Source organism: Caecibacteroides pullorum (assembly GCF_019239235.1).
In the GTDB taxonomy this organism is placed as follows: Bacteria; Bacteroidota; Bacteroidia; order Bacteroidales; family Bacteroidaceae; genus Bacteroides; species Bacteroides pullorum.
This window is the reverse complement of record NZ_JAAZTS010000004.1, coordinates 148,095-173,592: the sequence shown is the minus strand read 5'-3', so window position 1 is coordinate 173,592 and position 25,498 is coordinate 148,095. Positions and strand designations below refer to the sequence as shown.

The following is a 25,498-nucleotide window of genomic DNA, read 5'->3' as shown; positions in this document are numbered from 1 at the left end:
CAAGCCAATGCCTTGGTGTTCGAAACCTGACATTGAGCTTAACTCCTTAACTTCTGTATGCTGAATTCTAAAATCTCAGCTCTGAAATCTGAATCTTATTTTGTGCGGATCTTATATCCTGACACTCCATAATAGAGGATGAACAGGAAGCACGGCAGGCAGAGCCAGTAGGCCTGCTGGGGGCTGGTTACGTCCTTCAGCCATCCGTAGAGGGTGGGGATGACGGCACCGCCGAACATGGCCATGATGAGCAGCGACGAACCGGCCTTGGTAAACTTGCCCAGGTCGGCCATGGCCAGCGGCCACAAGGCAGGCCACATCAGCGAGCAACCCAGTGCCATGAACGAGATGAAGTAGATGGAAATCTCCTGCGGAGTCAGCACGACGAGCAGCGAGCCGATGACAGCCAGGATGGAGCACACCTTCAGCGCGGCGGCCTGGCTGATGTATTTCGGAATGAAGATGATGCCGCAGATGTAGCCGATGACGATGCCGATGGGGGCAATCCAAGCGTAGTTGGCGGCACCCGGCAGGCCCAGCGAGTTGGCATAATCGACGAGCGTACCCAGCGAAACGGTTTCAACGCCCACGTAGAGGAACAGGGCGAGGCAACCCAGCAGCAGGTGGGGGAACTGGAAGACGGACGTCTTGCCGGCGGCATAGCTCGATGCGCTGGAAGTGGTGTCGTCTTCGTCTTCACCCTCAGCCTTCACTTCGGGCAGGGGAGCGAAGAAAGCCATGATGCCCAGGGCTACGAAGGCGCAGATGATGATGACGAACGGCTTGTTCAGGTCTTCAATGCCGATGAGGTTCACGTCCTTGCCCAGCAGCCACACGATGAAGATGGACGGGATGGGCCAGGCCAGCTTGTTGCAGATACCCATGATGCTGATGCGCTTGGCGGCACTCTCCAGCGGGCCCAGGATGGTGATGTAGGGGTTGACGGATGCCTGCAGGTAGGCGTTGGCCGCACCGCTGATGAACGAAGCCAGCAGGAAGAGGCTGAAGCTCTTGTAGTCGGCCGAGAGGATGAACAGGTAGAAGGCCACGGCAAAGATGATGAACGACAGCGACATCGTGCGCTTGTAGCCGATGGCCTTGATGGTCAGTCCGGCAGGATAGCCGAATACGAGGAAGGGGATGAACGTCGCGGCGATAATCAGGTAGGAAGCGGCGTTCGAGATGCCCAGCGAGCCTTGCAGAACGGGTACAAGCAGTGAGTTGATGCCCAGCGCGAAGCCGATGGCGAAGAACATGATGCCGATGAACGTCAGCGGCAATGCGAAACTTTTGTTTTTTGCATTCATGATAAAATAGATTATTGGGTTAGAATTTTATTTAATTGATCATTGAGAATTGAAAATGGAGAATGAGCGCCATCCCTCCATTTTCAATTTTTCAATTCTTCATTTTTCAATCAATGATGTCGAAGCCGCAGTAGGGCACCAGTGCCTTGGGGATGCGGATGCCTTCGGGCGTCTGGTTGTTCTCCAGCAGGGCGGCCACGATGCGCGGCAGAGCCAGTGCAGAGCCGTTCAGCGTGTGGCAAAGCTCGGTCTTCTTCTCCGCCGTGCGGTAGCGGCACTTCAGGCGGTTGGCCTGATAGGTGTCGAAGTTGGACACGGAGCTAACCTCCAGCCAGCGTTTCTGTGCTTCGCTGTACACCTCGAAGTCGTAGCAGATGGCAGCCGTGAAGCTCATGTCGCCGCCACAGAGGCGCAGGATGCGGTAAGGCAACTCCAGCTTCTGGAGCAGGCCTTCCACGTGGTCGAGCATCTCCTGATGGCTCTGCTTGGAGTGTTCGGGCTTGTCGATACGCACCAGCTCTACTTTCGAGAACTCGTGCAGGCGGTTCAGGCCGCGTACGTCCTTGCCGTAGGAGCCTGCCTCGCGGCGGAAGCACTCGGTGTAGGCGCAGTTCTTGATGGGGAGCTGCTTCTCGTCGAGGATGACGTCGCGGTAGATGTTCGTCACGGGCACTTCGGCCGTGGGGATGAGGTAGAGGTCGTCCACCTCGCAGTGGTACATCTGGCCTTCCTTGTCGGGCAGCTGGCCTGTGCCGTAGCCCGAAGCGGCATTCACCACCGTAGGCGGCATGATTTCGGTGTAGCCCGAAGCGCGTGCCTCGTCGAGGAAGAAGTTGATGAGGGCGCGTTGCAGGCGAGCCCCCTTGCCTTTATAGACGGGGAAACCTGCGCCGGTGATCTTCACGCCCAGGTCGAAGTCGATGATGTCATATTTCTTCGCCAGTTCCCAGTGGGGCAGGGCGTCCTTGGGCAGCTCGGTTTCCATACCGCCCATCTTCACCACGAGGTTGTCCTCGGCCGTAGCGCCTTCGGGCACTTCGTCGTAGGGCACGTTGGGGATGGTGTAGAGCAGCTGTTGCAGGTCCTGTGCGGCCTGGTCCATGTCTGCCTGCAGAGTCTTGTTGGCTTCCTTCAGCTGGCCTACACGAGCTTTGGCCGTTTCTGCCTCGTCCTTCTTGCCTTCCTTCATCAGCTGGCCGATGGATTTGGACAGTGTGTTCACCTCGGCGAGGTTGTTATCGAGTAAGGTCTGTGTACTTCTACGCTTGTTGTTCAGGGCCAATACCTGTTCGATGGCCTCTTTGGCATTCTTGAAATGCTTCTTCTCCAGTCCGCGTACTACCGCGTCTGTGTTTTCTGTGATTTGTTTGATGGTAAGCATATCTTGTTTCGGTTAAGAATTATTTCTTGTTTTCGTGCGACAAAGGTAACTTATTCTTTCTTAAAAAGAAAGGGATGCAACCGTTTTTTCGATTGCACCCCTTGTCTTTATGTTGTCGGGAAACTATTATGCTTCTGCGCTTTCAGCCGGGATAACAGATACATAGCGTCTGTCTTCGCGACCTACTTTGAACTGTACTGTTCCATCTACCAAGGCGTAGAGAGTGTGGTCACTGCCCATGCCGATGTTGTTGCCCGGATGGAATTCTGTACCTCTCTGACGAACGATGATGTTGCCTGCCTTGCAAGCCTCGCCACCGAATATCTTAACGCCTAATCTCTTACTTGCTGATTCACGGCCGTTCTTAGAACTACCAACACCTTTTTTATGTGCCATTTCTTCTTACTGTTTAAATTTGATTAAGCTACTACTTCTTTGATTGTCAGTTCCGTAAACTGCTGACGATGACCGTTCAGCTTGCGGTAACCTTTTCTTCTCTTCTTGTGGAAAACGAGCACCTTGTCGCCCTTTACCAGCGGAGATACCACTTCGCAAACTACCTTTGCGCCTTCTACCGTCGGCAGGCCTACGGTTACGTTTCCGTCTTTGTCTACCAAAAGAACTTTCTCAAATTCTACTGTCGCACCAGCTTCTGCGTTCTGGATGTGGTGAACGAACAGCTTCTTGCCAGCTTCTGCTTTGAACTGCTGGCCGTTGATTTCTACAATTGCGTACATGCTTATAAATGAACTATATAAGTTAGCTCCGTCGGGTGGTCTCCAATCACTTGGAAAGCTCTTCGTCGAACCCGTTTCGGAATAATCGGGCACAAAATTACTGCTTTCGCGCGAAACGTGCAAATGTTTCTGCAATTATTTCTACTTTCAAAATGACCAGGCTCGTTAAAAGCAATCAGACAATGCTATTTATTAACACAGATATTAGCAGTTTCCCATTTATATGTATCAGAACATTTAATATTCAAGACTTGATTTCCTACCTGCATACGGAAATCACCTTTCTCAAGTATCCATTTTCCGTCAGCACCTACAAAAGCAAGATCACTTCCTTTGATAGTCAATGTTACAGTTTTGGTCTCACCTGGCTGTAATTCCACTTTCTTGAATGCGCGCAGCCTGCGATTCTCTGGTGTGAGCGATGCTACCAAATCGCTGCTGAACAACATTACAACTTCTTTACCTGCAATCTTTCCAGTATTTGTAACGTCTATTGTAAATTCCAGTTTTTCGTTTTCAGTAAAAGTATCTTTGTTCACACGCAGATTCCTGTAATCAAAAGTAGTATAACTCAAACCGTAACCGAAAGGCCATTGAACAGAAATTACAGCATCATAATCGTATGCACCTTCCATCTTATCCATTTCCTCGCTTACACGATAATCGTATGTAGTAAGTTCAGCTTGGTTTCTTGGATATGTATATGGCATCTTAGCACTTGGATTTGCATCACCGGCAAGGATATTTGCCAATGCATCTCCACCATAATTACCAGGCAACAAGATATTGATTACACCGTCTGCCAAAGGTTCAATGTCACTTATAATACGTGGACGACCGCCATTTATTACAAGAACAATAGGCTTGCCTGTCGTAGCAAGAGCTTTAACAAGGTTACGCTGGTTTTCAGAGATTGCAAGGTCTGCCAGATTTCCAGGAGTCTCGCAATATGAATTTTCGCCTATACATGCGATGATTACATCTACATTCTTTGCTGCAGCCACAGCTTTTTCTATTTCAGGAGTGCTTTCTTCGTAATACGCTCCTTCGGCAACGTATGTAACTCCTTGTTCTAGGGTTACCAAATCAGCGCCAAACTTGTTGCTTACAGCTTCGTAGATGGTATTATACTCACCTGCAAAACGGTCGGCAAGATGTCCTTGCCATGTATAACTCCATCCGCCGTTAAGGCATCTCATTGAATTTGCATTAGGACCTGTCACGAGGATTTTCTTACCTTTTGCCAATGGTAATATGTTATTATTGTTTTTCAGCAATACTTCCGATTCTTCGGCTGCTCTAAGTGCGATTGCGGCATGTTCCTTACTGCCGAATTTAGGATAATCCTTATAGTCAGTATTAGGTTTTTCAAAAAGTCCCAAACGGTATTTCAGACGGAGAATACGACGTACGGCATCATCAATACGACTCATCGGCACTCTTCCCTCTTCTACCAATTCCTTCAACAGTGTACAGAAATCAAGATTGTAAGGTTCCATAGCCATATCGATACCCGCATTGATGGCAATTTCAATAGCTTCCTTTTTGTTGGCTGCTATTCTTTCACGAGTATATAGGTTATTAATATCCGCCCAGTCGGTAATCAACATTCCGTCCCATTCCAGATCTTCTTTAAGCCATTCTGTGAGTAACTGCCTGTTGGCATGCACAGGCACACCATTAATGGAAGCACTGTTTACCATTATTGTCAGCGCACCAGTTTCTACGCAAGCCTTAAACGGAGCAAAACACTTCTCTCTCAAATCAGATTCTGATATATATGCAGGAGTACGGTCTTTACCAGTACGGGACATGCTGTAACCAAGGTAATGCTTGACAGAAGCAGCTACACGGTCTTCTGAAACATGATTAGGGTCATCTCCCTGAAAACCACGAACAGCCTCACTGCCCATTATGGCATTAACCAGACAGTCCTCCCCATAATTTTCCCAAACACGCGACCAGCGAGGATCTCTTGCCATATCCACCGTTGGTGAATAAGTCCAAGGACAGTTGCTTGCTCGTGTCTCGTATGCAGTTATAACGGCCGACTCGTATGTCAGTTCAGGATTAAAGGATGCACCAAGATTGATATTCTGCGGGAAAAGCGTTCCACCAAGGGTATAAGTAGTACCATGATTCTGATCCAAGCCGTAAATACAAGGAATACCTATTTCCTTCATAGATACTTCCTGAATATAACCGATGATTTCTTTCCATTTCTCACGGCTTTGAGCAACCGGTCCGGGAGCATTCAGTACAGATCCGACCTTGTACTTTCCAATTGCATTTTTTACTTTTTCCTTATCCAGTTTGAACTCTCCGCCCACCACATTGCCAAGAACATCTATTGACAGTTCTGTCATCTGTCCGACCTTTTCTTCCAAGGTCATTCCCGCTAATGTAGCTTCAACCTTCTTCTCTATTTCTGTATCTTTCGTCAAACTGACAGGAGTTGCCGCCTGTACGAAGCAGGCAGCATTTCCTATTATTGACGATACAAATAATACTTTTCTTAAATTCATATTTATCAATCTTTTTCTTGGTAAATAAATTATTCTTCGTAAGTAATTCTATCAACGTAATATCCGAAACCTACACAAAGGAATCCATCTTGCGAATTCAACAAGTCAAGTATCTCATGTGACATAATTATGTCACTAACACCGTCCGCATAAACATCAAACTCAGGGTACCCGGGAAGTTCTGTCCACCATCCGGAAGAGAATCTGATTTTATGATAGCTATCATCAGATTTAATTGAGTAATATACCTTTAATTTTGTTCCTACAGGCAAATTCTTCACATCATTCTGCACCGCATCAAACAACCTGTTTGGATCACCTTCAGGTAAATCCCATGATACATAATGATGTCCATTCCATAATTCAACTTCCAATGGAGAGTCTTTTACCGTAACTGCAAGTTCTGTCTTTATCTCACCATCAATAAAGAAACTAACATTTTCTCCGGATTTGGATATACCTGTCAATACATAATCTCCGTCTGCAATTGCAGGTGAAATGAATGTAAGACGAGTTGAATACTGTTCAACGAATGTAGTGATTGTATTTCCACCCAATGACAACGAAACGACCTTGTCAAGATTCAAACCGGTAATAGTCCACTCAGCATCAGGACGTTTGTTTTCAGGTCCTGCAGTAATCAACGGCTTGGAAGTAACATCCATTGTATTAGCACCGTATCTACTGCCTTCCACATCTATAAATTCCACACGATACTCACCGTCAGACAATTCTGAAGGAATTTTAAATTCAATATAACCATCTGATTCCACGTATGTTATATCAGAGATTTCCACTTCCTGATTAGTTTTAGACTCGGCAATGTTTATCTGCTTTAATGCTACTTTTGCAACCTTTTCAAGATTTGTTCCACTAAGACGTGCCCATCCTCCAGTTGCGACAATACGTTCTGATATTACTTCTTCACTCTGAGGATCTTCAGCCAAAGCTTTTATTTTTACAAGTCCTTCACGGAAAGTTGTCTTTCCTACAGGAGTGGAGACATCAACCCTAAGATGATAAACACCAGCATTAAGATTCATCTCGAGCGTCTTTTCTGTTCCGACTTCTTCACCGTCAAGAGTCCAAACCACAGAAGTGAAATCAGCAGGCGTAGTTGTTACTGTTATTGAAAACAATACATCCCTGTCTATTTCAGAAATAGTTCCCAGTCCACCATTAGCGTCACGCTCCGGAAACGTAGGAGCTATGATACGAGGCTCGTCATCTGCTGTTGCAGTAGAAAATGGCTCTTCTTCACTACAAGATGTAAAAGAGAAACCTGCACCGAGCAATATAAATAATATCCAATATATATTTTTCATTTTAATACGAAATTTAAATTGTTTAGTGTTGGAAAAAACTGGGCGGAAGCTCTTGCACAAATCAAACGGAATACATATCTTTGCGATATTAAAATGATATCACTTTAAAACAATGCGTATGGAAACAAAAGAAATGAATTTCAAAGGTTTTAAGATGAACGGCTTCCTGGCCCTGTTTCTCTTTCTGTTTGTATGGGCGGGTGCCACGGTGTGGTGCTTCGTGACGGGCGGCGTGCTGCTCTATGTGCTGGGGACGGTGATGTCCGTGTTGTGGATCATCCTGAACTGCGGCTACATGATGCTGGAGCCCAACGAGGCACGGGCCATGGTGTTCTTTGGCCGGTATAAGGGCACGTTCCGCGAGACGGGCTTCTTCTGGGTGAACCCCTTCATGGAGGCCAAGAAGCTGTCGCTGCGTGCACGCAACCTCGACGTGGAGCCCATCAAGGTGAACGACAAGATAGGCAACCCCGTGCTGATAGGCCTCGTGCTGGTGTGGCGGCTGAAGGACACGTACAAGGCGATGTTCGAAATCGACTCGCAGACCATGGCCAGCGCGGGCACCACGTCGAGCGACGGCAAGGCGGTGAACATGGGCAACGCCGTGGCCAACCGCATGAACGCCTTCGAGAACTTCGTGAAGATTCAGAGCGACGCCGCCCTGCGCCAGGTGGCCGGGCAGTATGCCTACGACGACAACGAGGGCGCCGACGGCGAACTGACCCTCCGCTCGGGCGGCGAGGAAATCAACGACCAGCTGGAGCAGAAGCTCAACGAGCGCCTGGCCATGGCGGGTATCGAGGTGCTGGAAGCCCGCATCAACTACCTGGCTTATGCGCCCGAGATTGCGGCCGTGATGCTGCGCCGCCAGCAGGCGTCGGCCATCATCAGTGCCCGCGAGAAGATTGTCGAAGGGGCCGTGTCGATGGTCCACATGGCGCTGGACAAGCTCTCGAAGGACGAAATCGTGGAGCTGGACGAAGAGAAGAAGGCGGCCATGGTGAGCAATCTGCTCGTGGTGCTCTGTGCCGACGAGGCTGCCCAGCCGGTGGTGAATACGGGGACGCTGAACCATTGATGGCTTAAAAACACGGAAGCGTTATGTTCGGATTGAATCAAGGCAGTGAAGTAATCTATCAGTGCAGCACCCGCCTGACGGCCGGCTCCGGCATCGGAGTGGGGGTGTTCATCGCGCTGGTGTTTGCCTGGATACTCGGCCGCGACTGGCTGCTGATGGACAAGGGCAACCTTTGGATGATTGCCGTCTTCATGCTGGTGGGCGTGCTCATCGCCCTGCGGGGCGTCTACCTCTATTGCCGTCCGCGTGTGGAGACGAGGCACATCGTGGTGGGCAACCTGACGCACCGCCTCTACCTGCGCAACAAGCCCCTCTTCGTGCTCTTTACCGGCGGCGTGTATGCGCTGGTGGTGGTAGGGGTGACGCTCGTCTTCGACCTGATAGAGTGGGCGGTGGAAGGCTTCGATGCCGCCGTATGGGCCGACCGCTTCCGCCTGCGCAACCTGATGATTGTGGCGCTGGCCTTTGTGGGCGGCGCGCTGAAGTATTACCTGGATTATTACTATTACAGCCGTTGGCTGAAGAACAATGGATAATTGATAATGGACAATGGATAATTGGAGGCTTATTATAGGAGTTTTGCTCTTCCTGCTGGGCGGAAGTGCCCTGAAGGGATGGGCGCAGGACGACCGTCGGGTGCGTGCGGAGCGCATTTACGAACACCTCATCGAAGGTCGGGGCGACAGCATCTATGCCGCCCTCAACGACGAGGCGCAGCGACAGCTCTCGCCCGCCGTGTTTGCCGACACCTGGCGCCAGCTGACGGGTCAGTTTGGCGCATTGCAGTCGGCTGGAGCCTGGACGCAGGAAGCCGTGCAGGGTGTGGAGCTGTGCCGCCGCGACCTGACCTTCGAACGCTACCGCCTGCGCCTGCTTGTGGGTTTCGACGCCGACGGGCGGCTGAACACCATTCGCGTGGTGCCCGCCCCCGAACCTGCCGGAGCGCCTGCCGTGGCCTTCGACCGCACGCTGATGGAAGAGCGCGACACCGTGGTGGTGACCGACGGCTACCGCCTGCCCGCCACGCTGACCCTGCCCCGCCTGAAGGAGGAGGGCCGGCGCGTGCCCTGCGTAGTGCTGGTACACGGCTCGGGTCCCAACGACCGCGACGAGACCATAGGCCCCAACAAGCCCTTCCGCGACCTGGCCTGGCTACTGGCCTACCGCGGCATTGCCACCCTGCGCTACGACAAGCGCACGAAGGTCTACGGCGCCGATTGCGTGCCGCAGGGCCGCCGGCTGGACATGGATGTGGAGACGGTGGACGATGCCCTCTCGGCCGTCCGTCTGGCAGCCGGCCTGCCTCAGGTGGCGGCCGACAGTGTCTTTGTCCTCGGCCACAGCCAGGGCGGCATGATGGCCCCGCGCATTGCCCAACGTTCGCCGCAGGTGGCAGGCATCATCATCGTGGCCGGACCTGCCCGTCCCTTCGAGGACCTGCTGGTGGAGCAGTCGGAATACCTCGCCTCGCTGACCACGCCCAGCGAGCAGACGCGTGCCCGGCTGGACGAGCTGAAGCGGCAGGTGGCCAACGTGAAGCGCCTGGGCACGCCCGCCTTCAGCGACACCATCGCCCTGCCGCTGGGCCTGCCCAAGGGGTATTGGGAATTTCTACGCGCCTATCGCCCCGTGGAAGTGGCCTCAGCTCTGACCTGCCCCCTGCTGGTGCTTCAGGGCGAGCGCGACTATCAGGTCACCATGCAGGACTACGGCCTGTGGCTCATGGGCCTGCTCACCCGTCCCAAGGCGCAGCTCAAGTCCTATCCCGCGCTGAACCACCTGTTGCAGGAAGGCAAGGGCAAGTCCACCCCGCTGGAGTATAACGAGGCGCGCCCCGTGCCCTCCTGCGTGGCCGACGACGTGGCCGGCTTCATCCGCGGCAGGGATGTGCGTTGATTGTTGTTTGTCTGGTAAAAATACGTATAAAGTGGCAACAAAGAAAGAAAATACAACCAAGAGTTTTGTCCTGCGCGTGGACGCCGCCACGATGGATGCCATCGAGAAGTGGGCGGCCGACGAGTTCCGCAGCACCAACGGCCAGCTCCAATGGATCATCAACGAGGCCCTGCGCAAGAGTGGGCGGCTGAAGAAGGCGAAGAAGCGTCCGGCCGATGAGGACCCCGCGGACGAAGCGGAGGGTAAGACTCCCGAAAAAGAATAAGACGATGGAAATGATGAAAAGACAGATGATATTATGGATGGCAATGCTCTGCCTGGTGCTGGGTGTGGAAGCCCAGCCGGTGGCCCGCACAGACTGGTCACGAGACTTGGACTCGCTGGCCCGATGGCTGCCCCAGCGGCACTACGACTTCTTTACCGTCCGTAGTCGAGCCGATTTCGACCGAGGTATTGAGGCCTGGAAACGCCGGAGCCGCAATGGGCTGTCCGACCTGCAGATGTCCTTGGGGCTGCAGCAGTGGATTGCCACCTTCGGCGACCTGCACACCAACCTGAACTTCACCCCTCTGCTCGACCGCAACCGCCTGCTGCCCCTGGGCCTGAAGTGGATGGCCGATGGCTTGTACGTCGTTACCGCTCCCGTGGGGCAGGAAGCCATGTTGGGTTGTCGGTTGGTGGAGCTGAACGGTACTGCTGCCGAAGTGGTGGCCGACAGCCTGGGCACCCTCTTCTCGGCCGACAACGAGGCGGTGCGCAAGACGATGGTGCCCAATTACCTGTGCTTCGTCCAACTGCTGGAACACTTCGGATTCGTGTCGGACGGTCGCGTCACGCTCAAGCTGGCTTCAGCCGATGGCAGCCTGCAGGAACACGAGCTGACGTCCGGCCCCATAGACCCCAAGCAGCTGGCTACCTTCCGTCCGAGCGGCTTGCCCCTCTGCTATCGGAATGCCCGTACCCTTTTTACCCTGCACTACGAGGCGGCGGACAGCCTCCTCTACATCCAGTACAACAAGTGTTGGAGCAGGGAGCTGGAAGAAGCCAATGGCAACAAGTCGGTAGCCTCCCGTCTGCCTTCGTTTGCCGCGCTGGAGGACAGTGTGTTCGCCACGCTCCGCCATCGGCCCGTCAGCAGGCTGGTGTGGGATGTCCGCTTCAATGGGGGCGGCAATTCGCAGCCGGGCACCCGTCTGGCTGAAAAGCTGGCCGACTTCATGCATCGGATGGACAACCCGCCCCGCGTTTATGTGGTGTTGGGGGCGGCCACCTTCTCGTCCGCCATTCTGAATGCGCTGGACTTCAAGCGCCTGTTGGGTGCCTGCTGGGTGGGAGAGGAAACCTCCGGCAAGCCCAACCATCTGGGCGAGGTGCGCAGCTTCACCCTGCCCGCTTCGGGCCTGCAGGTGCAATACTCCACCAAGTATTTCAAGAACGTGGACGAAGAGGTCGATACGCTGGTGCCCGACGTGCACATCCCGATGACTTTCGACGATTATCGGCAGGGAGTGGACCCTGTCTATGAGTGGATTAAAAAACAATGACGATTATGATACGAATCAAGTCTTTCAATCTGTTTGGTGTGAACTTGGGTCCTTTCTCGGCCCACGATTGTCCCGATGTACATTTCCGCCCCGCCGTTGTCGATTGGGTGATGGAAGGCGTGGCCCTGCTTCTGGTCGTGCTGGGCTGGGTGGGCGTGCTTTGGCAGTATACCACGCAGGGCGGACAGGCGGATGGCAATATGTGGGTATCGGCCCTCCTGTCGACGCTCGTGTTCGCGCTGATGGTGACGGGTGCCCGCCTGCCCGTGCGCTTCATCCGCTTCCCTGTGCGCGTGAATGCCCGCAACGTAGGGCAGCAATACGTGTGCGTAGTGCGTCTCCTGCGGGCGTTCAACGTCTGCATCAGCCTGCTCTTTGCCGTCGGCCCCTGGAGCGACCACCATCTCTGGGCACGCATCGCCTGCCTGGCCGCGCTGGTGCTGATGGCCCTCTCTCTGGCCGTCTATTACGTTGTGACCCTGCGGCTGAAGTGATGTAAATATGTTTTATCGCTCCGAATCGGAGGCCCGCACTCCCGCCTTCGCCCGCCGACCGGATGGAGCAGTTTCTTCCAGTGTTGATTATCAGGCATTTGCAAACTTTCTGGCGTCTCTCTCGAAGACTCTAGGGAGTCGTGGCTCGACACTCTAGGGAGTTATGGCCGATGACTCTAAGGAGTCTTGACCCATGACTCTAGGGAGTCTTGACGGGTGATTTCGGGGTCTGAATGTTGTGTAAAGATGATTTACCGTTCGGCTCGGTCTCGGTGTGTGTGGAGAAGGGGGGCACGCACAGCTGCGCTTGACAAATTGGGAATAATCTTCCTCAATACCTCAAACCTCATGCCTAATACCTAAAACTGACTATTCCCCTCTTCATAATACCTTTTTTTAGGTATTGCCCCCTTTGAACTGTCCCCGTACCTTTGCGCCAACAAAAATTATAAAAAATAAGTGAAATGAAACAAAAGGTATGGGGCCTGTCATTGGGCCTGATGCTCTGTACAGGAGCACTTTACGCCGACGAGGGGACAACCTCTCAACGGACGGAGCCCGACGGACGGGCCAAGCTGGCAAGTATCGAAGCTGTACAGCAAACCGACGCCGAAGCCGCTCCCCGCAAGCGGCGCTTCACTATCGGCGGCTATGGGGAAGCCGTTTACAGCTACAATTTTTATAGTGACAACTACCTGCGCTACGACAGCCCGCAGAACTACAAGGACGACACGCACGGACGCTTCGACCTGCCCCACGTAGTCATCATGCTGGGGTACGACTTCGGCAAGGGCTGGACCATGGGTACCGAAATCGAATTTGAACATGGCGGTACGGAGAGTGCCGTCGAGATTGAGGAACACGAAGGCGGTGAGTACGAAAGCGAAGTGGAGCGTGGTGGCGAAGTGGCCCTCGAGCAGTTTTGGATTCAGAAGTCCTTCTGCCCCCAGTTCAACATCAAGCTGGGCCACATGGTAGTGCCCGTCGGCATGACCAATGCCCACCACCTGCCCACCGAGTTCTTCGGTGTCTATCGACCCGAGGGCGAGAACACCATCCTGCCCTGCACGTGGCACGAGACGGGCGTCAGCCTTTGGGGCCGTGCCGGCCAGTGGCGCTACGAAGCCATGCTTCTGGCAGGCCTCGACTCCGACCGCTTCGGCAGCAAGGAATGGGTGAAAGGTGGAGCGGGCAGCCCCTACGAATTCAAGATAGCCAATTCCATGGCGGGCGCCTTCCGTGTGGACAACTATTCGGTGAAAGGCCTGCGCCTCTCGCTCAGCGGCTATGCGGGCAACTCCTTCAGCAATACTCTGAAGAAGGCCACCAACGCCGTTTACGACGATGTGAAGGGAACGGTACTCATCGGCGCGTTCGACTTCTGCTACGACGCCCACAACTGGGTGGCGCGCGGCTCGTTCGACTATGGCCACCTGTCCGACGCCGACCTCATCACCCGCTACAACCAGAGCTTCTCCAAGGACTCTCCCTCGCCCAAGCAGCCCGTGGCCTCGAGTGCCATTGCCACAGGTGTGGAGGTGGGTTACGACTTCCTTTCCCTCAACCCCAGACGTGCCGACAAGGAGCAGCGCCTCTACCTCTTCGGCCGCTACGAGTACTACGACTCCATGTACAAGACTGCCAAGGCCGTGACCCACTACGAGGAGTATGGCCGCCAGCGTCTGGCCGTGGGCGTCAACTACTATCCGCTGAAGGAAGTCGTGCTCAAGGGCGAATATTCCATCGGCCTCCTCAAAAGCAAGTTCAACAACGAGCCTGCCGTGTCGGTAGGCGTGGCCTATGCGGGCTTTTTCAACTTGTAATAACTCATAATAATCAAAACATAAGACACAATGAAAACGTTTCTGAAATTTCCGCTCTGTCTGGCTCTGGGAGCCATGATGGGCATGAGCATGACATCTTGTAGTGACAACGACGACCCTATCGACGGAACCGAGCTTTCGGCTCAGGAGAAGGCCTTGAAGGAAGTGGTGGCCGACTTTGCCGACAAGACCGTGATTCCTTCGTATCAGGGCATGGCCGACGCCGCCATGAGCCTTCACAGCTTGTGCATCGACATCCGCACGAAGAAGCAGGCTGGTACGCTGACCACCGCCGACGTAGAGGCCGCCTGCGAGGCCTGGAAGCTGGCGCGCGACTATTGGGAGAAGAGTGAGGCCTGGCTGTTCGGCCCTGCAGGCGACTACAACGTAGACCCCCACATCGACTCCTGGCCGCTGGACAAGACGGGTATGGACGCGCTGCTGAACAACCCCGCCCAGATGGCGCAGATGGACGACGAAGGCAACTATGTGGGCAATTACCTGGGCTATGCCCTGCAAGGTTTCCATGCCATCGAGTACCTGCTCTTCGAGCTGACCAACACCAATGCCAGCGGCAACGCTACGGCCAGTTCGACCAGCGTGGCCCACAACCTGAACTACACCACCGAAGAGCTGAACTACCTCGTAGGGCTGGCAGGCGACCTGCGCAACCAGTGCATCCTGCTGGAGGCCTGCTGGGCAGGAACTGAGAACGTATCGGCCGAGAAGCAGCAGATTCTGACCGACACCGAACTGGACAAGGGCAAGAACTTCGGCGATAACATCAAGAATGCAGGCGCGGCAGGCAGTGAGTACAAGAACTACCTCGACGTGGTGTACGACATGATAACGGCCGGCATACAGAACATTGCCAACGAGGTGGGCAACATCAAGATTGGTAACCCCACGGGCAAGGGACTTCCCTCGGGCGGCATGGAGTACGACCCCAGCTACATCGAGTCGCCCTACAGCCTGAACTCCATCCGCGACTTCCTGGGCAATGTCATCAGCATCCGCAATGCCTATCAGGGCTCGCCCTCGGTGGACGGTACCATTCAGGTGGCAACACACACACTGAGCACCTACGTCGCCACGCTCAATGCCGATTTGGACAGCCGCGTGAAGGCCGCCATCCAAGACGCCTACGACAAGATAAGCCTGATGGGCGAACCCTTTGCCTACACCTGTGGCGCGGCCGAGTACGATAAAGTCAATCAGGATGCCATCGATGCCTGCAATGTGATGAACGATATCTTCGACGAGGTGAAGACGTTGTTGCAGGCCAACCATTAAAGATAGAACAGAAAAAAAGAAAAGTCAATGATGAAAAAGACCTGTTTTTATGTAATCCTTGGAGCCGCTCTGAGCCTGACGGCCTGTAGCGACGACGACGTGAAGGGCGACAACCCTTCGCCCGAGACGCCCGATGAGCTGCCCGACTGGTACTATACGGGCGGCGAACTGGGTACCACCTCCAACTCTACCTCGACGGCCTTCGAAGACCCTACGGCTGTAGTCGAGGCCGACGCCACCATGAACGCTGCCTTCAACCGTGGCGAGCAGTTCTTCGAGAAACCTTTCACGTCCAACTTCGACGGCATGCGCCATGGCCTGGGGCCGCTCTACATCCGCTCTTCGTGCATCCATTGTCATCCTGGCTACGGGCATGGCAAGAGCCAGAACAGCGGCACGTTCAACACCAACGAGATAGGAAACGGCTATCTGCTGGTGGTTTACAACCCCGAGACCGAGGCCTATGTGCCCTGGCTGGCAGGCATGCCGCAAACTTATGCCGTGGCCCCCTTCAAGGCGCCGCTCGACGAGTCGCAGATTACCATCACCTGGCATGAATATACCGACGCCTTCGGCAACAAGTTTCCCGACGGCGAGACCTACCAGCTGCGCTACCCCGAGGTGGACATCCCCAGGAGTGCTATCTACGTGGCCAACCGCGGCTACGACGTGGGCGAGTACGAGGTGCGTCTGGAGTCCACTATCGGCATCTATGGCACGGGCCTGCTCGATGCCATCAGCGACGAGGACCTCAAAGCCGAGTACGCCAAGCAGGAGCAGGACGGCTACCTGCCCAATGGCCTGAACCCAAACATCTTCGCCAACGGCGACTGGACGGGGCAGTATGCCAACACCGCTCAGGGTGGCGACGGTACGAAGTATCCCTACCGCTATACCTACGCCCTGAGCCGTGGCCCCTTGCAGGACGCGGCGGGTGCCAATGCCTTCTGGAACATCACCAACGCCACGCGCAGCGACCGCCGCTTCCATTACCTCGACGCGGCAGGCTCCTACGCCCAATATGCTTCGCAGGACCCTGACATTCAGGCGGGCTTTCCCAGCTACATCGCCAAGGTGTCCACACCCGAGGAACACCCTGAATGGTTCACGGACAACGTGGCGGACAACATCTACAACTACCTGACGTCGAAGACGCTGCCCGTCGAAGTGAGCGACCAGGACTACATCGACCTCATGGTGTGGCATCGGGGCCTGGCCGTGCCTGCCGCCCGCAATGTGGACGACGAGGACGTGCTCCGCGGCAAGGAACTCTTCTCGGAGATAGGTTGCGCCTACTGCCACAAGCCCACCTGGACGACGGGCGACGACGAGATACGCGACCCTGCCCGCTTCTTCACAGGCGACAAGGCCAAGCAACTGCCACGCTATCCGCATCAGAAGATTTGGCCCTACACCGACATGGTGCAGCACAAACTTCACATGGTGAACGACATCCGCACTGGTTGGTGCCGCACCACGCCGCTCTGGGGGCGCGGCCTGCACCAGCGTTGCACAGGGGCCGAGTATGCCGACCGCCTGCACGACTGCCGTGCGCGCACCACGATGGAGGCCATCATGTGGCACGGCACCAGCGAGCAGAGCGATGCCTACTACACCGTCCAGAAGTTCCGCGAGCTCTCGAAAGAGGACCGCGAGGCGGTGGTGAAGTTCATCGACTCCATCTGATGGCTCCACGCTTCACTGATTACACTGCTTTGCACAGATTAAAACATAGAGTTCGTCTGTGTAAAGCAGTGCTTTCTGTGGTGGAAAGCACTGTTTTTCCTATAAACTCTTTTCTGGTATGAAAATCTTGCGAAATCTTTCCTTCGGCCTGCTGGGCCTGCTTGTCTGTGTATTGATGGCCGCCACGTGTGTGGAGAAGGTGTGGGGCACTCCCTTTGTCGTGCGCCACGTCTATGGCTCGCCCTGGTTCGTGGCCTGCTGGGCGCTGATGGCCGTTACGGGTATGGGTTATCTGTGGCGCCGTCGGGTGCAGAAGCGTCGGGCTGCTTTTCTGTTTCATCTCTCCTTGGCGCTCATCCTGCTGGGGGCGCTGGTCACCCACGTGTGGGGCGTACAGGGGCGCGTACACTTGCGGCAGGGCGAGGCGGTGGAGGCCTTTACCCTGTCCGAGGGGCGGACGGCGGCCTTCCCCTTCCGCCTCTCGCTGGAGGAGTTCAGGGTGGAGTATTATGCGGGCACATCGGCACCGAAAGACTTCGTGAGCCGCTTCACGCTGGCCGCAGGCGATGAAGTGCATCAGGGCGAGGTGTCCATGAACCGCATCTTCCGCCATGAGGGCTACCGCTTCTATCAGTCGGGCTACGACTCCGACGGACAGGGCGTCACCTTGTCCGTGGCCTGCGACCCTTGGGGCATCGGCCTCAGCTATGCGGGCTATGCCTTCCTGCTGCTTTCGGCCCTGGCCTTCTTCCTTGAGCCTCAGAGCGGGTTCCGACGCCTGCTCCGCCATCCTTCGCTTCGGTCGGCGGGCGTGGCAGGCCTCTTGCTGGCCGCTCCCTTCGTGCGGGCGGCCGAAGACCTGCCGCGCACCTTGCCGCGCGAGACGGCTGCTTGCTTCGGTCGGCTCTATGTCTACTACAACGACCGCGTCTGCCCCCTGCAGACGCTGGCCAAGGACTTCACCATGAAGCTCTGTGGCAAGCCCACGTATCGGGGCCTCACAGCCGAGCAGGTGCTGACGGGTTGGTTCTTCTACTACGACGACTGGAAGCGCGAGCCGTGCATCCGCGTGAAGAGTGCCGACGTGCGCCGCCTGCTGGGGGTGGAGGGGGGCTATGCCTCGTTGCAGGACTTCTTTGGCCCTGATGGCTACCGACTCGATGCCGAAGCCTTGGCCGACGCTTCTATGGCCGACGCGAAGGCCGTGGGCGAGGCCAACGAGAAGTTTAGCCTGGTGAGTAGCGTGGCGACAGGGGCGGCGTGGCGCATCTTTCCCTATATGCCCCCGTCGTCGGCCGATGCTTCCCGCCTGGAGTGGCTCTCCCTGGCCGACCGCCTGCCGCGCGACATGCCCCTCGAAGAAGGCACCTTCGTGCGTGGGGCGATGAACTACGTGGCCGAGCAGGTGGCGCGCAAACACTTTACGGAGGTGGAGCGGCTGGTGGGCAAGATAGGCCGCTACCAGCAGCGCGTGGGTGGGGCGTTGCTGCCTTCTGACCTCCGCTTTCGTGCCGAGCGGGTCTATAACCAGGTGAACGATAGCTTTCCGCTGGCCGTGGCCTCTGTCGTGCTGGGACTTTTCTCCTTTGTTTATTCTGTCCGCTGCCTGATGCTTCATCGGCGGGAGAGGCGAGGGGTAAGTCGTGTACTGCTGGGCGTATTGGCTCTGATGGCCTGTTGGCTGGCAGGCCTGATGGTGCTTCGTGGCCTGGTGAGCGGCCACCTGCCCATGTCCAACGGGCACGAAACGATGCACCTGCTGGCCTTTTGTGCCGCCCTGCTCACCCTTGTCTTCTATCGTCGCCTGCCTTTGACACTTCCCTTGGGCTTCCTGGTGTGTGGGTTGGCGTTGGTGGTGTCCATGCTGGGCGAACGCAATCCGCAGGTGGGCCAACTGATGCCTGTCCTTGCCTCGCCCCTGCTCAGTGTGCATGTGGCGGTCATCATGGTGGCCTACGCCCTGCTGGCCTTCGTCATGCTCAATGGGGTAGCGGCACTGGTTCTGCTTGCTTCGCGCAGGGAGTGTGAAGCTCAGGTGGAGCGCCTTCAGGTGGTGAGCCGCCTGCTGCTCTATCCGGCCGTCTTCCTGCTGGCGGCAGGCATCTTCATCGGAGCCGTGTGGGCCAATGTGTCGTGGGGCCGCTACTGGGGATGGGACCCCAAGGAGGTGTGGGCGCTGGTCACGATGCTTGTCTATGCCCTGGCGCTCCATCCTGCTTCGTTGCCCTGCTTCCGCCGTCCGTTGTTCTTCCACGTATTCAGTGTGGTGGCCTTTTTTTGTGTGCTGATTACTTATTTTGGTGTCAATTTCCTTTTGGGAGGCATGCACAGCTACGCATGAAGCGTGCTTCCCTATTTCTTCTTTATTTTCAGACTTTTTCAGTTAAAAGATACGGTTGTTTAAACTTTAATCCTTTTCTTTGTTCTAAGTAATATATTCAAAAACTGAACAGACATCTATTAGAGAACGAATGAAAGGGAAATGTTTATGAGAGGTTTACAATGTATCTGCAAGATTGCTTTGTGGAGCATGCTCCTTGGATGGGGGATATGCGCCCAGGCACAATCGTACGAAAAATTATGGAAGCAAGTGGAGCAGGCACAAAAAAAGAGTCTGCCACAGACAGTCGTGAATTTGACAGGTGAAATCTGCCAGAAAGCATTGGCCGAAAAAAACTCGCCACAACTGCTGAAGGCCTATCTCTGTCGGGCTGCTTTTCAGGAGCGTCTGACTCCAGACAGTCTTTATACACGCCTGAACGAGATGGAGCAATGGGCCGCTACGGAAACAAATGAAACCGACCGTGCCATCCTTCATTCGATCTTGGCGAGCGAATATGCCGGCTATTGGCAGAATAACCGTCGTGTCATTGCCGCACGAACAGACTTGGCTACGGACAAACAACCAACTGACGTTCGCGAATGGACACCTCGTCAATTTGTGGAGAAAGTGGATGCTCATGCTCTGGCTTCGACCCACGATGTCGATAGGCTCATCAAGACCTCGACAGACGGCTATCAGCCTTTTGTGGAGCAGGGCGAACAGAGTGCTTACTACAGTCACGACCTCTATCACCTGCTGGCGCGTAGGGCCATCAGTGCGTTGAAATCCATGACGGGAGCGAGAGCCGACTCCTTGATGCAAACACGCATCGCTACCCTCTACCAACAGATGATGGATACCTATGCTGCTCGCCCTGACGGAGCGGATGCTTGCCTGCTGGCCACGCTCGATTATTGGGAGTGGAAGAATGGTAGTGCTTCGCAGGATGAGGCTGCTTACCTGCAAGCTCTTGACGAATTGATGACTCGCTATACCGATCGTCCCTTGTGTGCCGAAGTTTACCTGCGTAAGGCCCAATGGATGAGCCGTGGAGGGGAAGGACGAAGTGTGGGCGAGGCCATCCGCCTGTGCGATGAGGCTATTCGCCGCTATGCTTCCTATGCGCGCATCGGGCAAGTGAAGCAACTCCGTGCTGAACTCTTGCGCCCGCAACTGGCTATTTCTGCCGAAGGTATAGGCTATCCAGGCGATACCTTGGATTTGCGCGTGCGCTATCGTACGATGGATGCACCTGTCACATTGAATATCTATGCCACGAACCTGAGTGGCTATTCTACTCGCTATGATTGCAATAACGATAAGACTTTCCGTAGCTTGTCGCCTCGCCGAGTCTATAGTCGGCAACTCACTTTGAATCCTTTGCCTGCTGAACATAAGTCGGAGGCTGATCTTCCTTATCTGGAGAGCATCACAAACCTGCCCTTGCCTGTACCTCAGGAGGCGGGTGTCTATGTTGTGGAAGTCGTTCCTCAAGCCAAGAATGGCCGCACGAGCCGTTGCCTCTTGCCTGTGAGCCGCCTGCGTGCCCTGACGCTCGACTTGGGCGAAGGACAGATAGAAGTGACCACACTCGACGGTCGTAGTGGCCATGCTGAAGGGGGCGTCTGCGTCTGCTTCTATTCATCGAGCGACGAAGAGAACCGCCGCCTGCTGAAAGAAGTCGTGACCGACGAGCAGGGAAAAGCCCTTGTGACTCTTGAAAAGTATGACTATAACACCTGCTATACCCTTAGTAAAGGAACAGACACGGCATTGCCTTCTACAGGTGTGTATTTGAGCCGCTTGTCACGAACCTCGACCGATAATCGCTACGAACTTTCGCTCCTCACCGACCGAAGCATTTATCGCCCTGGTCAGACCGTTTACTTGAAAGGAGTTGTATATAATAAAGGAAAAAACAGTGCCCAAGTGGTAGAGGGCGAATGGGTGAGCCTGGAACTGCTCGATGCCAACCTCAAACAAATAGCCACCCGACGTGTACAAACCAATGAGTTTGGTTCCTTTACCGTTGACTTTGCTCTGCCTTCCGTTTGTCTGAACGGTCAGTTCATGGTGCGTGCCCAAGGATATATATTGGGTGCCGCCCGCTTCCAGGTGGAAGAGTACAAGCGCCCGACGTTCGAAATCACCTTCCAGCCCGTCACCATTCCCTATTGTCTGGGCGAGACAGTAACTCTTCGTGGCGAAGTGAAGGCTTTCAGTGGGGCCTCTGTTCAGGAGATGCCACTGGCCTGGAGCTTAAAACGATATGACCGCCTGCGTGGCTATCTGAATACGGACAAAATGCTGAAGGCCGACACTGTTCGGCTTGATGCGCAAGGTCGCTTTGCCATCGACATCCATTTGGAAGGCGAAGTGGCAAAGGCTCTTCAGCCCTGGCAAGTCAGACAAGGTTATACTTTCGAAGTAGAAGCGGCCGTTACCGACGAGGCAGGCGAAACGCAAACTGCCTCCTACACTCTTTCGGCCAGCTCGCAGGCATTCAACCTGAACCCATCCATCCCCACGCAAGTGTGCAAGGAAGACACTACCCAATGGATGATTCATGCTTCCAATCCCCAAATGTCGCCCCTCACACTGATTGCTGACTGGCGTATCGAGCCTGAAACGGAAGATGGAGAATTGATAACAAAGGATGCCAAGCCCACCTTGAGCGGGCGATGTCTCACAGGCAAGAATAATCCTTCAGACACTTGGCATAATGTACCTTCAGGCCGTTATCGCCTGACGGCATGGGCTACCGACTCGTTGGGCCATCGGGTGGAGAGTACCGCTTCGTTCGTCCTCTTCTCGAAAGAAGACCGCCGTCCGCCTGTCCACTCTCCTTTCTTCTTCCACGAACGGAATATGGAGGTGGCTGCTGGCGAAAAGGCCTCTTTTTGCCTAGGTACTTCGTTCAAGGACGCTTGGGTGTGGATGGATGTCTTTACAGGTGGAAAGCGCGTGGAGAGCCGCCTGTTGCAACTCTCAGACACCCTGATGTGCGTCGAGATGCCTTACTTGGACAGTTACGACGAAAGCGTCACGCTCCTGTTCAACACCCTGAAGGAAGGCGAGCTGTATAGCCGAACCGCTTTCTTGAAGCGCATCCAGCCCAATCGCACCCTGCAGATGAAGTGGGAAGTCTTCCGCGACCGCCTGCGTCCTGGTCAGGAGGAAGAATGGCGTCTTGTGGTGACTACGCCCGAAGGCCTGCCCGCCTCGGCCGAGATGCTGGCGTTGATGTACGACGCTTCGCTCGACAAGCTTTATCCCAACCGTCAGTCATGGGGAGTCTTCTTTGCTCCGCAACTCGACTGGCGCAATGTGCGTCTGAATACGGCCAGTCGCCTCTATCTGTCGCCCTACTTCACGATACCCGACTGGAAAATACCTGGCTGGTCGTTCGATCGCTTCTGCTCGCCGTGGCTGGTACCCCAGGTCATAGAGATACGAGATGACGCTCTCGTCGTAGGATACGGTTCCAGCCGGACGCCCACCTTGGTAGGAGGAACCGTCTTGCAGAAGTCTGCCTCCAACGCTATCTTCAACACGAAGGAAGAAGCTGGCCTTGCCGTGGAAGTCCCCTACGCACCTCCTACGGCCGACGATGTCTTGTTTGAAGAAGAAGTGGTGAATACCGCCGAAACCCTCCAACCCGATGCCGACCTCCGCACCAACTTTGCCGAGACGGCCTTCTTCTATCCCCAGCTCCGCACCAACGAACGGGGCGAAGTGGTTGTGGCCTTCACCCTGCCGCAAAGCCTGACCCGATGGAACTTCCGCGGCTATACCCATACGAAGGACATGCAGACAGGTTTGCTCGAAGCATCGGTTGTCAGCGCCAAGGAATTCATGCTGCGCCCCAACCTGCCGCGCTTTTTCCGCATGGGCGACCAGGCTCAGGTGGCCGCCACGGTGAGCAACCTGACCGAGGGCACGATAAAAGGGCGTGTGACATTACAATTGTTCGACCCCACAACCGAAAAAGTCATCCTGACCCGCCGCGAAAAGTTTGAAGCGGAAGCCGGCCGCAACGCCGCCGTCGGCTTCGCCTTCAATGTGGACGACCGTTATCCCCTGCTGGGCGTACGTCTCACGGCCGATGGAGGTAACTTCAGCGACGGCGAGCAGCATGTTCTCCCCGTGCTCAGCAATCAGGAGTATGTGACGGAAACCTTGACCTTCGACTTGAAGGGCAACGATGCCTGCACGCTCCGCCTCGATACGTTGTTCAACCGTAACAGCTCCACTGCCACCCAACGGCGCCTGACCGTCGAGGTGACGGGCAACCCTGCCTGGATGGCCATACAGGCCCTGCCTTCCTTGACGCAACCCGACGGCGAGAATGCCATCTCGTGGGCCGTAGTCTATTATGCCAACACCTTGGCCGCCGCCATCGCCCAGTCGCAACCTCGCATCCGCGAAGTCATCGAGGCTTGGCAAGCCAGCGGGCAGAGCAAGGAAACCTTCCTCAGCCGTCTGGAGCAAAATGAGGATTTGAAAAATATGTTGTTGAGTGAAACGCCCTGGCTGGCCGAAGCCACTTCGGATACGGAGCGCATGCAACGCCTCGTACAGCTGTTCGACGCCAACCGCCAACGCAACCTCACTCTCTCGGTCCTTACCCGCCTGAAGGAATTGCAAGGCGAGGACGGCGCCTGGAGCTGGTACAAAGGTATGGGCAGCAGTCGTGACATTACCACCTACATCACCACCCTGCTTGTGCGCCTGCCCCTGCTGACAGGCAGCCCGCTCGACGCCGATGCTTCGGCGATGAAGCAACGTGCCTTTGCCTACCTGCATCAGGAAGCCCTCAAGGAGTACAAACGCCTGCGCGAAGCCGAACGCAAGGGCACGCAGATAACCGCCCTTTCGGCCGATGCCTTCGACTACCTTTATCTGCTGGCTATGGATGCCGACGCGATGAAGCAGGCTGACAAGGAGGTACACAACTACTTCCTCTCGCTTCTGCCCCGCCAGCTGACCACGGCCTCCATACAACGCAAGGCGCAAACCGCCGTCATCCTGCAAGCTGCAGGGCGCAAGGCCGATGCCCAAGCTTTCGAAGCCTCACTCAAGGAGCACCTTGTGCAGGAAAAGACGATGGGCGCCCACTTCGCCTTCAACGACAGCTACTATAGCTGGGGCATGATGCCCGTCACCACCCACGTGGCCGCCATGGAAGCCCTGTCGCGCTTCGAAGGCAACGCTACTATTATGGAAGAGATGAAACGCTGGTTGCTGAAGCAGAAGCAGACGACCCAATGGAATACGCCCGTCGCCTCGGCAGACGCCATCTATGCCCTCTTGTGCAACGGTCGCAACTGGCTGGCCGACCGTGGCGACGTCACTCTCACCTTGGGGCATGAACGCCTCCGTACTACTGACGCTTCCGCCCGCTCGTTGCAAGGCTTGGGATACATCAAGGAAACTTACGAGGAAGGCAACGCCGCCCTCAACGCCCGTACCCTCGAAGTGGAGAAACACGACGAAGGCATGGCTTGGGGAGCCGTCTATGCTCAGTATCTTTCGCCCGTGGCCGATGTCCGAGCACAAAGCACTGGTTTGTCCATCGAAAAGCAATGCTTTGTCGAGCGTAAAACAGCCTTTGGCCGTTCGGAACTCCATCCGTTGGAAAAGGAAGGCGGCCTTCGCGTAGGCGACAAGCTGGTCATCCGCCTTGTGCTCCGCCTCGACCGCGCCATGGATTACGTTCAGCTGAAGGACAGCCGTGCCGCCTGCCTCGAGCCGACCGCCACGCTCTCGGGTTACCGCTGGACAGGAGGATTCGGTTACTATGCTGAGACGAAGGATGCTTCGACGCGTTTCTTCTTCGACCACCTGGGCAAGGGTACCTACGTATTGGAGTACAGCTGCCGTGTTTCGCAAGTCGGCACCTACCAATCGGGACTTGCTACCGTCCAATGCGCCTATGCGCCTGAGATGGCTGCCCATTCCTCGGCTGGTACACCTCTGCAGGTGAAGGAATGAGTAGGGAAACCAAAAACTTGCCTAAAATATGTAGAGCAGGATGTTTCTTCGGCTTGAATTTTGTAAATTTGCGGCAAGTAATAAAGATAAAG

The 25,498-nt window shown here is 55.2% G+C and carries 17 protein-coding genes; 11 read left to right on the top strand and 6 right to left on the bottom strand.

The features are described from left to right. Positions 1 to 95: 95 nt before the first annotated feature. The 6 genes from gluP to HF894_RS05195 form a co-directional block, all read right to left on the bottom strand. Positions 96 to 1,307 carry a glucose/galactose MFS transporter gene (gluP, locus tag HF894_RS05220; RefSeq protein ID WP_021847158.1) on the bottom strand — a complete coding sequence of 404 codons (1,212 nt, stop codon included), beginning with the start codon at positions 1,305 to 1,307 and terminating at the stop codon, positions 96 to 98. A 106-nt stretch (positions 1,308 to 1,413) separates the two neighbouring features. After that, the gene (gene serS / locus HF894_RS05215; protein WP_021847157.1) at positions 1,414 to 2,688 is read right to left on the bottom strand and encodes a serine--tRNA ligase; all 1,275 of its coding nucleotides are present in this window, start codon (positions 2,686 to 2,688) and stop codon (positions 1,414 to 1,416) included. A gap of 126 nt (positions 2,689 to 2,814) precedes the next feature. Continuing rightward, positions 2,815 to 3,084 carry a 50S ribosomal protein L27 gene (gene rpmA, locus HF894_RS05210; RefSeq protein WP_021847156.1) on the bottom strand — a complete coding sequence of 90 codons (270 nt, stop codon included), beginning with the start codon at positions 3,082 to 3,084 and terminating at the stop codon, positions 2,815 to 2,817. A gap of 23 nt (positions 3,085 to 3,107) precedes the next feature. Continuing rightward, the gene (gene rplU / locus HF894_RS05205) at positions 3,108 to 3,425 is read right to left on the bottom strand and encodes a 50S ribosomal protein L21 (protein ID WP_075318590.1); all 318 of its coding nucleotides are present in this window, start codon (positions 3,423 to 3,425) and stop codon (positions 3,108 to 3,110) included. A 185-nt stretch (positions 3,426 to 3,610) separates the two neighbouring features. Then, entirely contained in the window at positions 3,611 to 5,950 is a 2,340-nt protein-coding gene (locus tag HF894_RS05200; protein WP_021847154.1) for a glycoside hydrolase family 3 N-terminal domain-containing protein, read from the bottom strand. A 29-nt stretch (positions 5,951 to 5,979) separates the two neighbouring features. Beyond that, on the bottom strand, positions 5,980 to 7,275 hold the full coding sequence (locus HF894_RS05195; RefSeq protein WP_021847153.1) for a hypothetical protein: 1,296 nt from the start codon (positions 7,273 to 7,275) through the stop codon (positions 5,980 to 5,982). Between the two features lie 118 nt (positions 7,276 to 7,393). Here HF894_RS05195 and HF894_RS05190 point away from each other — a divergent pair, with 118 nt between their 5' ends. The 11 genes from HF894_RS05190 to HF894_RS05140 all read left to right on the top strand — a co-directional run bounded on the left by HF894_RS05190 (position 7,394) and on the right by HF894_RS05140 (position 25,406). After that, positions 7,394 to 8,353 (top strand): SPFH domain-containing protein, encoded by a 960-nt coding sequence (locus HF894_RS05190; protein ID WP_204971346.1) that lies wholly within the window; start codon positions 7,394 to 7,396, stop codon positions 8,351 to 8,353. A gap of 23 nt (positions 8,354 to 8,376) precedes the next feature. Next, a complete protein-coding gene (locus tag HF894_RS05185) occupies positions 8,377 to 8,889 on the top strand; it encodes a hypothetical protein (protein WP_204971345.1) in 513 nt (170 codons plus the stop codon). Between the two features lie 13 nt (positions 8,890 to 8,902). Then, positions 8,903 to 10,249: an alpha/beta hydrolase gene (locus HF894_RS05180; RefSeq protein ID WP_204971344.1), complete on the top strand. Its 1,347-nt coding sequence runs from the start codon at positions 8,903 to 8,905 to the stop codon at positions 10,247 to 10,249. A gap of 91 nt (positions 10,250 to 10,340) precedes the next feature. After that, positions 10,341 to 10,514, top strand: a complete 174-nt coding sequence (locus tag HF894_RS15315) for a DNA-binding protein (RefSeq protein WP_308552666.1) — start codon at positions 10,341 to 10,343, stop codon at positions 10,512 to 10,514. Between the two features lie 4 nt (positions 10,515 to 10,518). Then, positions 10,519 to 11,793, top strand: coding sequence for a S41 family peptidase (locus HF894_RS05170; RefSeq protein ID WP_204971342.1), 1,275 nt, complete (start codon positions 10,519 to 10,521; stop codon positions 11,791 to 11,793). A 5-nt stretch (positions 11,794 to 11,798) separates the two neighbouring features. Beyond that, a complete protein-coding gene (locus tag HF894_RS05165) occupies positions 11,799 to 12,287 on the top strand; it encodes a hypothetical protein (RefSeq protein WP_204971341.1) in 489 nt (162 codons plus the stop codon). Positions 12,288 to 12,751: 464 nt separating this feature from the next. After that, positions 12,752 to 14,110: a hypothetical protein gene (locus HF894_RS05160; protein WP_204971340.1), complete on the top strand. Its 1,359-nt coding sequence runs from the start codon at positions 12,752 to 12,754 to the stop codon at positions 14,108 to 14,110. Positions 14,111 to 14,140: 30 nt separating this feature from the next. After that, the gene (locus HF894_RS05155; protein WP_021847141.1) at positions 14,141 to 15,403 is read left to right on the top strand and encodes an imelysin family protein; all 1,263 of its coding nucleotides are present in this window, start codon (positions 14,141 to 14,143) and stop codon (positions 15,401 to 15,403) included. Between the two features lie 30 nt (positions 15,404 to 15,433). After that, positions 15,434 to 17,089, top strand: coding sequence for a di-heme oxidoredictase family protein (locus HF894_RS05150; protein WP_204971369.1), 1,656 nt, complete (start codon positions 15,434 to 15,436; stop codon positions 17,087 to 17,089). Positions 17,090 to 17,207: 118 nt separating this feature from the next. Next, the gene (ccsA, locus tag HF894_RS15310; protein ID WP_204971339.1) at positions 17,208 to 19,430 is read left to right on the top strand and encodes a cytochrome c biogenesis protein CcsA; all 2,223 of its coding nucleotides are present in this window, start codon (positions 17,208 to 17,210) and stop codon (positions 19,428 to 19,430) included. A 147-nt stretch (positions 19,431 to 19,577) separates the two neighbouring features. After that, a complete protein-coding gene (locus tag HF894_RS05140; RefSeq protein ID WP_204971338.1) occupies positions 19,578 to 25,406 on the top strand; it encodes an alpha-2-macroglobulin family protein in 5,829 nt (1,942 codons plus the stop codon). The last annotated feature ends 92 nt before the right edge of the window (positions 25,407 to 25,498 follow it).

What these genes read in the sequence shown, in the direction of transcription:
- HF894_RS05190 (WP_204971346.1), top strand. Translation starts at nt 7,394, where the DNA reads ATGGAAACAAAAGAAATGAATTTCAAAGGTTTTAAGATGAACGGCTTC.
- HF894_RS05150 (WP_204971369.1), top strand. Translation starts at nt 15,434, where the DNA reads ATGAAAAAGACCTGTTTTTATGTAATCCTTGGAGCCGCTCTGAGCCTG.
- HF894_RS15315 (WP_308552666.1), top strand. Translation starts at nt 10,341, where the DNA reads ATGGATGCCATCGAGAAGTGGGCGGCCGACGAGTTCCGCAGCACCAAC.
- HF894_RS05155 (WP_021847141.1), top strand. Translation starts at nt 14,141, where the DNA reads ATGAAAACGTTTCTGAAATTTCCGCTCTGTCTGGCTCTGGGAGCCATG.
- HF894_RS05170 (WP_204971342.1), top strand. Translation starts at nt 10,519, where the DNA reads ATGGAAATGATGAAAAGACAGATGATATTATGGATGGCAATGCTCTGC.
- HF894_RS05185 (WP_204971345.1), top strand. Translation starts at nt 8,377, where the DNA reads ATGTTCGGATTGAATCAAGGCAGTGAAGTAATCTATCAGTGCAGCACC.
- HF894_RS05200 (WP_021847154.1), bottom strand. Translation starts at nt 5,950, where the DNA reads ATGAATTTAAGAAAAGTATTATTTGTATCGTCAATAATAGGAAATGCT.
- HF894_RS05140 (WP_204971338.1), top strand. Translation starts at nt 19,578, where the DNA reads ATGAGAGGTTTACAATGTATCTGCAAGATTGCTTTGTGGAGCATGCTC.
- HF894_RS05180 (WP_204971344.1), top strand. Translation starts at nt 8,903, where the DNA reads ATGGATAATTGGAGGCTTATTATAGGAGTTTTGCTCTTCCTGCTGGGC.
- serS (WP_021847157.1), bottom strand. Translation starts at nt 2,688, where the DNA reads ATGCTTACCATCAAACAAATCACAGAAAACACAGACGCGGTAGTACGC.
- HF894_RS05160 (WP_204971340.1), top strand. Translation starts at nt 12,752, where the DNA reads ATGAAACAAAAGGTATGGGGCCTGTCATTGGGCCTGATGCTCTGTACA.
- gluP (WP_021847158.1), bottom strand. Translation starts at nt 1,307, where the DNA reads ATGAATGCAAAAAACAAAAGTTTCGCATTGCCGCTGACGTTCATCGGC.
- HF894_RS05165 (WP_204971341.1), top strand. Translation starts at nt 11,799, where the DNA reads ATGATACGAATCAAGTCTTTCAATCTGTTTGGTGTGAACTTGGGTCCT.
- ccsA (WP_204971339.1), top strand. Translation starts at nt 17,208, where the DNA reads ATGAAAATCTTGCGAAATCTTTCCTTCGGCCTGCTGGGCCTGCTTGTC.
- rpmA (WP_021847156.1), bottom strand. Translation starts at nt 3,084, where the DNA reads ATGGCACATAAAAAAGGTGTTGGTAGTTCTAAGAACGGCCGTGAATCA.
- rplU (WP_075318590.1), bottom strand. Translation starts at nt 3,425, where the DNA reads ATGTACGCAATTGTAGAAATCAACGGCCAGCAGTTCAAAGCAGAAGCT.
- HF894_RS05195 (WP_021847153.1), bottom strand. Translation starts at nt 7,275, where the DNA reads ATGAAAAATATATATTGGATATTATTTATATTGCTCGGTGCAGGTTTC.